A 4840-nucleotide genomic window follows, 5' to 3' on the forward strand; every position below is an offset into this window, starting at 1 on the left:
AAAAAACGCCCCGCCAGTCATCGACTGGCGGGGCGTTGTGTTTTCCGCGAGTGCAGGGGTTGATCAGACGCCCAGCAGGCCATCCAGGCGCGTGATGATGCGTTCCACGCTGGCGCGTGACACCACCAGGCTGTCTTCCTGTGCCGCCGTCTCGGGCAGCTCGCGCGGCAGGTCGATCACCGCGGTGCCCATGCCTTCCAGGCGCACGCCCTCGCGATAACGCACGAAGGACAGCTGACCGATCGGACGCTGGCCATCGTGATCGAGGCGCGCCAGACGCGTGAAGGCGCTGACGGTATCGAGCACCGGCGCGCTGGTCAGCGGCAGGTGTGTCAGGCGCCATGCCAGCCAGCCATCAATGTCAACGGCTTCATCGCGCAGGGTGGCGAACCAGTGGCGCGCCTGATCCAGGCGATAGCGAGCACGGCCCTGCTTGTCAAGCCACAGCACGTCGGCGCTGGCCTGACGCGGGCTTTCCAGCTCGCCCGGCAGGTACAGCCAGGATTCGGTCAGGCGCTGCAGGGCGCCCGGCAGCGGCTCATCCAGGGTGCGCTCGTTGAGGGAGTCCAGCGCCGCGCTCAGGTCGCCCTGTTCCGCGCTCTCGCCGGTGTTGGAGTAACCGACGTTGTAGCGCCAGACGCGGTCGGAAATTTCCTGGGTGACCACGTGGTCATGGGGCAGAGCGATATGGCTCATCAGTTCACGCGCGTTGCAATGCTCATCCACCAGGCCTTCACGGCGGGCTTCACGATAGAGATTGCGCAGCAGCGGGGTCAGCGGCAGACGGTGGTGGTCACCGAAGCAGCTGCCGGCGTCGCGGACGGCGTCCAGATCAAGTGGCAGGTGGGACGTGGCGTGATGATCGGCGGTGGCGAGTTGTACTGACATGATATCGGGCTCCTTGCGGATTGGCGTTCGGAAATCGGCAGATAGGGCAACAGCAGACGGATTCAGGCCGGTCACGGCTTCAGCATGGCGCCCATCATCGGCATGCCGATGCGGGTCATGGCCATGAGGAGGCGGAGCGACGGAATCTCTTGCAGTGTCCTGTTCATGTTCTTTCCTGATTGCCTGGCGGGGCGTGGCAGTCATTTGCCTTCATCGTGACGCGGCGCTTCCCGTGAGCGAGGAGCTGGGCTGCGTTCGAGTGACCCGCCTGAGTGATCGGCTAGCGATGACTCATTATGTTTTGGTGCGATTGTTTTTCGAATTGCATAAAAAATCGTTATACATACTAGCGGCCTCGTGTGAAATCGCAACCCTACCTTTCTGTCAGCCACGAGCCATCATTCTTTATACGGCGCTGGCTTTCCCCACGGCAATGGCTTTGTGAGGCTGATGTGGCCTGCTTATGACATCGTGTGTTCCGCAACCGCAAACCGGCCAGAAATCGCCTCGCTAAGTATTTGATATAACGTGTGAATGAGAATTTTTTGCAGTCAGGTGTTGCGCATGTTTCTGCGAATCATTTACATTTGTCTCACTTGGAGTGAGCGAGGTGAGCCATGTACGTCTGTCTGTGCAAAGGTGTGTCAGACCACAAGATCCGCGAAGTCGTGGAACAGGGAGCGCGCAGCTTCCGCGAAGTCCGTGAGCAGACCGGATGCGCGACCCAGTGCGGCAAATGTGCCTGCATGGCCAAGACCATCACTCGCGAAGCGGTCGCGCGTGAAATGATGCCGGCAGAGGATCTCGCCTACGCGGTGTGATGCAGGCTTGAGCCGAGGCTCGCCTGCCGGCGACTGACACTCCAGTCGCCGCGCTGCCCAGCTGCGTGATCTGTTCTCGTCGACTCCCGGCAAGTGCTCGCTTGCCTGACGCCCGCCACCTGGTCTCAAGACCGGGTGGCGGGCGTTTTCGTATGGGCGCCAGGCAATCCGGTGTCGGTCGCCACATGACAACGCGGATACCAATCCTTCCCATTTGCGCCTAAAAGTCGATAACTTGTTGGTATGTCTCGAAAAATTCATGTTTTTGCGCCATACTTGCCGCACCTGACCGATAGGGCGCGCCTGACGTGCCCGCGCTGCGGCTGATGCATGCCGTCATCAGGCGCAGCACAGAACCTGACGCAAGCAGCAACCCTGACAAGAGAGGAATGGCGACATGAAAGGCGATCCCAAGATCATCGAGCATCTCAACACCATACTGGCCAACGAACTGGTCGCCATTAATCAGTACTTCCTGCATGCGCGCATGTACAAGGACTGGGGCCTCAAACGCCTGGCCAAGTGGGAATACGACGAGTCCATCGAAGAGATGCGTCACGCCGACACCCTGATCGAGCGCATCCTGTTCCTGGAAGGTCTGCCCAACCTGCAGGACCTCGGCAAGCTGCGCATCGGCGAGAACACCAAGGAAATGCTCGAGTGCGATCTGGCGCTGGAGCACCAGGCACATGGCGATCTGAAGGAAGCGATCGCCTACGCCGAACAGGTTCGCGATTACACCTCGCGTGATCTGTTCCGCAAGATCCTCGACGACGAGGAAGAGCACATCGATCACCTGGAGACCGAGCTGGGCCTGATCGAGAAGGTCGGCATCGAGCTCTACCTGCAGAAGCAGATCCACCACGAGATCGACTGATCCCGTGGCGGCTCGCTGAGCCGTGCCGAAATGAAAACGCCCCCGCTGCCGATGGCAGCGGGGGCGTTTTGTCTTCAGTGGCGCAGAACCGGCTTACTTGCCCAGTTCATTGACCAGCAGCGCTTCGACAGCCGCGATGCGGGCGTCTAGGCTCGCCTTGTCGGCGGCCAGCAGCGTGATGTGGCCGATCTTGCGCCCCGCACGCGGCGCCTTGCCGTAGTCGTGCAGACGCGCGCCGGGGATGGCGAGCACGGCGTCACGTTCCGGCATGCGGCCGATGATGTTGAGCATCGCGCAGGGCGTGAGCAGTGCGGTCTCGCCCAGCGGCATGCCGGCGACGGCACGCAGGTGATTCTCGAACTGGCTGGTGACGGCGCCTTCGATGCTCCAGTGCCCCGAGTTGTGCACACGCGGTGCGATCTCGTTGGCCAGCAGGCGCTCGCTGCCATCGGCGTCCTTGACGACGAAGAACTCGAAGGCCATCACGCCGACATAGTCGAGCTCGTGCATCACCTTGAAGGCAGCCGCCTCGGCTTCGGCCTGCAGGCCGTGGGAGTCGAGCGGCGTGGAGCAATGCAGGATGCCGCTGCGATGTTCATTGCGCGACAGCGGCCAGGCGCGTGTCTCGCCATCGCGACCGCGTACCGCGATCACCGAGACTTCGTGATCGAAGGCGATGAAGCCTTCCAGGATCAGCGGCACGCTGCCGAGTTCGGCGAAGGTGTCGGCGACGTCGGCCATTTCGCGCAGCACCTTCTGGCCCTTGCCGTCATAGCCCAGCGTACGTGTCTTGAGCACGGCGGGCAGACCGATGGTCGCGACGCCCGCTTCAAGGTCCGCCTGGCTGTCGACCAGCGCCAGCGGCGGCACCTCGATGCCCAGACGCATGAACAGCGACTTCTCGCTCCAGCGGTCACGCGCGGTATCCAGGGCGCCAGCCGGCGGGAAGGTCGGGCGCTCGGCCGCCAGACGCGCGACGGCGTCCGCCGGCACGTTCTCGAACTCGAAGGTGATGGCGTCAGAGGCCGCCACCAGCTGCGTCAGGGCCGCATCATCCTGCCAATCGGCGCAGAGATGATGACCGTGGACGCGACCGCAGGGCGAATCCGAAGGATCAAGGAAGGTGAAGCGGGCATTCAGGGCGGCGCCGGCCTGAGCCAACATGCGGCCCAGCTGACCGCCGCCGACGATACCGAAGCGGAACGGCTGGCTCATGGCTTACTCGCCTCCGTGGGACAGGCTGGGTGCGTCGGGGCGCGGGTCCGGATTGTCGAGCACACGGTCGGTCTGCTCGGCACGGAAGTTGATCAGCGCGGTGCGGATGGCCGGGTACTTGTTGGCCAGCTGGCTGGCGGCCAGCAGCGCGGCATTCACGGCACCGGCGCGGCCGATGGCCAGCGTGCCGGTGGGGATGCCGGCGGGCATCTGCACGATGGAGAGCAGGGAATCGACACCCGACAGCATGCTGGACTGCACCGGCACGCCCAGCACCGGCAGCCAGGTCTTGGCGGCACACATGCCCGGCAGATGCGCCGCGCCGCCGGCACCGGCGATGATGACCTCAAGGCCACGCTCGGCAGCGGTATCGGCATAGTCGAACAGCAGGTCGGGCGTGCGATGGGCAGAGACGACCTTGACCTCGTGTTCGATCCCCAGCGCTTCCAGGGTTTCGACCGTATGGCACATGGTCGCCCAATCCGATTTTGATCCCATGATGACACCAACCAGTGCGCTCATGCTTCCTCCGCTCTTGACGTGGTATGAACCAGCTCACAGTGCCTGCCAGACGTGCCGGGCAGTGCGCTGTGTGGGCGTGGCCGAGCCGCGCGGGCAGATCATGCCCGCAAGCGGCTCAATGCGTATGTCTGGAAAAACAAGCGGCGCAGTATAGCACCGCGACCGACAGGCGGCATGTACCTGTCTGGTCGGTCAGGATGTGGGTGCGGCAAGGCCGCGGATCAGCAGGACCACGCCGAGACCAGCGCGAAGCGTGGCACCGGCTCGCCCTGGATCTCGACGTTCTCCATGAACATGCTCAGCGGACGCACCCACAGCCCGCATTCACCATAAAGAGCACGATAGACCACCAGCAGCTCTTCGGTCTCGCTGTGGCGACTGGTGCCGATCACTTCGTAATGCGCGCCCTTGTAGTGGCGGTAGAGGCCCGGCACGGGACGATTTTCCGGCAGCGGCGGCATGGCAGGCAGGTCAGTCATGGCGATTTCCTTGAGGGTGAAGCCAAAAGCGAGAAGCA

At 63.1% G+C, this 4840-nt stretch carries 6 protein-coding genes; 2 read left to right on the forward strand and 4 right to left on the reverse strand.

Translation table 11 applies throughout. From position 1 onward, the window contains the following. Positions 1 to 63: 63 nt before the first annotated feature. Positions 64 to 888 carry a hypothetical protein gene (locus tag AC4FAH_RS08055; protein ID WP_107335632.1) on the reverse strand — a complete coding sequence of 275 codons (825 nt, stop codon included), beginning with the start codon at positions 886 to 888 and terminating at the stop codon, positions 64 to 66. 617 nt (positions 889 to 1505) lie between these two features. Here AC4FAH_RS08055 and AC4FAH_RS08060 point away from each other — a divergent pair. Next, positions 1506 to 1709 carry a bacterioferritin-associated ferredoxin gene (locus AC4FAH_RS08060; RefSeq protein WP_043333196.1) on the forward strand — a complete coding sequence of 68 codons (204 nt, stop codon included), beginning with the start codon at positions 1506 to 1508 and terminating at the stop codon, positions 1707 to 1709. A 397-nt stretch (positions 1710 to 2106) separates the two neighbouring features. Further along, on the forward strand, positions 2107 to 2586 hold the full coding sequence (gene bfr, locus AC4FAH_RS08065; RefSeq protein WP_043333195.1) for a bacterioferritin: 480 nt from the start codon (positions 2107 to 2109) through the stop codon (positions 2584 to 2586). A 93-nt stretch (positions 2587 to 2679) separates the two neighbouring features. Here the strand turns inward: bfr and AC4FAH_RS08070 are convergent, their stop codons facing one another. From AC4FAH_RS08070 to AC4FAH_RS08080, 3 genes are all read right to left on the reverse strand, one after another. Next, positions 2680 to 3801: a 5-(carboxyamino)imidazole ribonucleotide synthase gene (locus AC4FAH_RS08070; RefSeq protein WP_279834747.1), complete on the reverse strand. Its 1122-nt coding sequence runs from the start codon at positions 3799 to 3801 to the stop codon at positions 2680 to 2682. Positions 3802 to 3804: 3 nt separating this feature from the next. Next, a complete protein-coding gene (purE, locus tag AC4FAH_RS08075) occupies positions 3805 to 4323 on the reverse strand; it encodes a 5-(carboxyamino)imidazole ribonucleotide mutase (RefSeq protein ID WP_043333193.1) in 519 nt (172 codons plus the stop codon). Between the two features lie 221 nt (positions 4324 to 4544). After that, positions 4545 to 4784, reverse strand: a complete 240-nt coding sequence (locus AC4FAH_RS08080; protein ID WP_483236885.1) for a DUF1653 domain-containing protein — start codon at positions 4782 to 4784, stop codon at positions 4545 to 4547. Between the last annotated feature and the right edge of the window lie 56 nt (positions 4785 to 4840).

Source organism: Cobetia sp., from assembly GCF_983723665.1.